Here is a 2171-nt window from a genome sequence, read left to right as displayed (position 1 = left end):
ATTGCGGGCATCGGGAAGAGTATTGAGGAGTTTGAGCAAGGAGAAGGGATTCCGTTAAAGGAAGCATTTCAGCAGCTTCAGGAAAAATATGGCCGACCAGAAATTACCTCACCTATTTAGGAAATCCTATAAAATGCTATAATTTGATTATATAGTAAATATTGCTAAGCAAAATATACTATCTATATTCAATAAATTGAAATCAAAAATGAGTCGAGAATTTAATGTAATTATCGAGCAGGATGCTGATGGCTACTTTGTAGCTTCTGTTCCCACTCTTAAAGGGTGTCATACCCAAGCAAAATCTTTGGATGAATTGATGGAGCGTATTCGAGAAGCGATCGCCCTTTGTTTGGAATTTGAAGAAAATGTAGAAGATTCCCTTGACTTCGTTGGTGTACAGCGAGTTGCAGTGGAAGTATGAGTCAATTACCAAGTTTAACTGGACGGGAAATTATCGCAGCACTGGAGAAAGCAGGGTTTACAGTGGCGAGGGTACGTGGAAGTCACCATATTTTAATTCATGATGACGGACGTAGAACCGTCATCCCGGTACATTCTGGTGAAACCATTGGGCGTGGTTTATTGTCCCAAATATTGCGTGACACTCAGCTTAGTCGTGAGGAATTCAGGGAATTGTTGTGATGGCTGTGTTAATCCACTACAAGATTGACCTACGGTCAATCGCGCCAAATTTTTGTGCGAATCTTGTGAAGCAGTACAGTCTTGGGGTTTCCCCAAGTAGAGTAACTGCTGAACCCGGAGGGTCAAGAAGCGCGAACAGTGACAATTTCCCACAGTCCCATAGCAATGCGATCGCAAAAATTGAAAGTATCTCGGGTAGGCTCCCTAAAACGTTATGCCCCATAGCTGCCCATGTCCTCCAACCTCGGCCCAAAGAATAGAAACGTTAAACTAGAAACGCTCCTCACCATCTGCCACCATGCCATCTACCAGTCAACCCCTGAACTATCCCAAAAGCCGCAAAGCCGACCAAGTCGATGATTACCACGGTACTCTAGTTGCTGACCCTTACCGGTGGCTAGAAGACCCAGATTCAGAGGAAACTAAGGCTTGGGTAGAAGCACAGAATCAAGTCACCTTTGGTTATCTCAGCGAAATACCAACACGGGAAACACTTAAGCAGCGCATCACCAAGCTATGGAATTACGAGAAATATAGCACTCCGTTTAAAAAAGGCGATCGCTACTTTTATTTCAAAAACGATGGTCTCCAGAACCAAAGTGTTCTCTACACCTTGACCTCCCTGGATGCTGAACCAACCCTATTACTTGACCCCAACACCCTTTCAGAAGATGGTACCGTTGCCCTATCAGGTTTAGCCATTAGTAAAGATGGCAAGCTGCTCGCCTATGGTCTGTCTAGGTCTGGTTCTGATTGGCAAGAGTGGCAAGTGCGGGAGGTAGAAACCGGTCTTGACCTCTCGGATCAGATTAAGTGGGTGAAGTTTTCTGGGGCATCTTGGACTCACGACAATCAAGGTTTCTTCTATAGCCGCTTCGATGAACCCAATGAAGCCACTAAGTTAGAAGACCTCAATTATTATCAAAAGCTCTATTATCATAAGCTGGGAACACCCCAGTCAGAGGATAGTCTGATTTATGAGCGCCCTGACCAGAAAGAATGGTTCTTTAGTGGTCGAGTCACTGAAGATGGTAATTATCTTATCATTATAGTTGACCAGGGTACTGACCCCAAGAATCTGGTGTTTTATAAAAATTTGCAAGACCCAGATTCCCTAGTTGTGGAACTGATTAACGAATTTGATGCCAGCTATAGCTTCATCGGGAATGATCAATCAGTATTTTGGTTCAGCACAGACTTAGATGCCCCTCGTAGTCGAGTCATTGCCATAGATACTAATCATCCTGATCAGGCACAGTGGCAAGAAGTAATTCCCCAAGCGGATGAAACCCTAGAAGGTGTTGGCTTACTCAACAACCAATTTGTGGCCGATTACCTCAAAGATGCTCACTCCTCCATCAAAATTTTTGACCTGGATGGTTCCTTTGTGCGGGAAGTTGAATTACCTGGTATTGGTTCCGCTGGTGGTTTCAATGGGTTACGTTATGATACTGAAACCTTCTACACCTATACCAGCTTCACCACCCCTGCAACCATCTATCGCTACGACATGGTAAGTGGGGAAA

At 44.3% G+C, this 2171-nt stretch carries 2 protein-coding genes and 1 pseudogene; all 3 read left to right on the top strand.

Features of this window, described 5'->3' with window-relative positions; translation table 11 throughout:
• The first annotated feature begins 208 nt into the window (after nucleotides 1-208).
• On the top strand, nucleotides 209-424 hold the full coding sequence (locus tag F6K49_RS42925) for a type II toxin-antitoxin system HicB family antitoxin (protein ID WP_293067268.1): 216 nt from the start codon (nucleotides 209-211) through the stop codon (nucleotides 422-424).
• On the top strand, nucleotides 421-645 hold the full coding sequence (locus F6K49_RS42920; protein ID WP_293067266.1) for a type II toxin-antitoxin system HicA family toxin: 225 nt from the start codon (nucleotides 421-423) through the stop codon (nucleotides 643-645). Before F6K49_RS42925 ends, F6K49_RS42920 begins: the two co-directional genes overlap by 4 nt.
• A 298-nt stretch (nucleotides 646-943) precedes the next feature.
• Nucleotides 944-2171 (top strand): annotated as a pseudogene (locus F6K49_RS42915) (S9 family peptidase); the annotation flags it as partial.

Source organism: Moorena sp. SIO3I6, from assembly GCF_010672095.1.
The sequence above is the reverse complement of the archived record's forward strand: the minus strand, read 5'-3'. Positions and strand labels throughout refer to the sequence as shown.